General features: G+C 71.3%; 1 protein-coding gene and 1 pseudogene. Both read right to left on the reverse strand.

The window, feature by feature from the left end; translation table 11 throughout:
- Positions 1–467: glycerol-3-phosphate acyltransferase (locus HUK84_RS21695; protein ID WP_176641981.1), on the reverse strand; the 467-nt coding region annotated here is incomplete at its 3' end.
- A gap of 13 nt (positions 468–480) precedes the next feature.
- Positions 481–659, reverse strand: a pseudogene (locus tag HUK84_RS23420) (dihydroorotase); the annotation flags it as partial.

Here is a 659-nt window from a genome sequence, read left to right on the forward strand (position 1 = left end):
GACAGCGCCCCGGCCGAGGAAATGCGCGTCAGCCGCGCCACCGCCAGCCAGATCGCGCAGCAGGCCAGGCCGACCCGCCAATCCAGGGCCAGCGCCGCGCCCAGCCCCGTGGCCACGCCCTTGCCGCCGTGAAATTTCAGCCAGACCGGAAAGCAATGGCCCAGCACAGCGAATATGGCCGCCACAGCCATGGCCTGCTCGGTATGGAACGGCGACAGGATAAAGCCGCAGGCCACGGCGAAAGCGCCCTTGGCCCCGTCCAGCAGCAGAGTCGCCGCCGCCAGCCCGCGCCGCCCCGTGCGCAGCACGTTGGTCGCGCCGATATTGCCCGACCCGATACGCCTGATATCCCCCGCCCCGCCGAACTGCGCCAGCAGCAGGCCGAACGGCACGCTGCCGATGCCGTAGGACAGCAGCGCGATCGCCGCCAGCAGGGGCAGGGCGAAGGCCGGAACCGCGTCGTGCATCATATTCCCGCCGTCAAGCATCGGTATGGGCGAAGACCGGCTTTCCGGCCTTCCAGGTGCCCAGCACCCGCCCCTCCAGCGCCCGCCCGTCGAAGGGCGTGTTCTGTGCCTTGCCGGGCATGCGGTCGGCCTCGACGCGCCAGGCGCGTTCCGGGTCGAACAGGCACTGGTCCGCCGCCGCCCCGTCGGACA

Source organism: Nguyenibacter vanlangensis (assembly GCF_013376155.1).
GTDB classification, from domain to species: Bacteria; Pseudomonadota; Alphaproteobacteria; order Acetobacterales; family Acetobacteraceae; genus Gluconacetobacter; species Gluconacetobacter vanlangensis.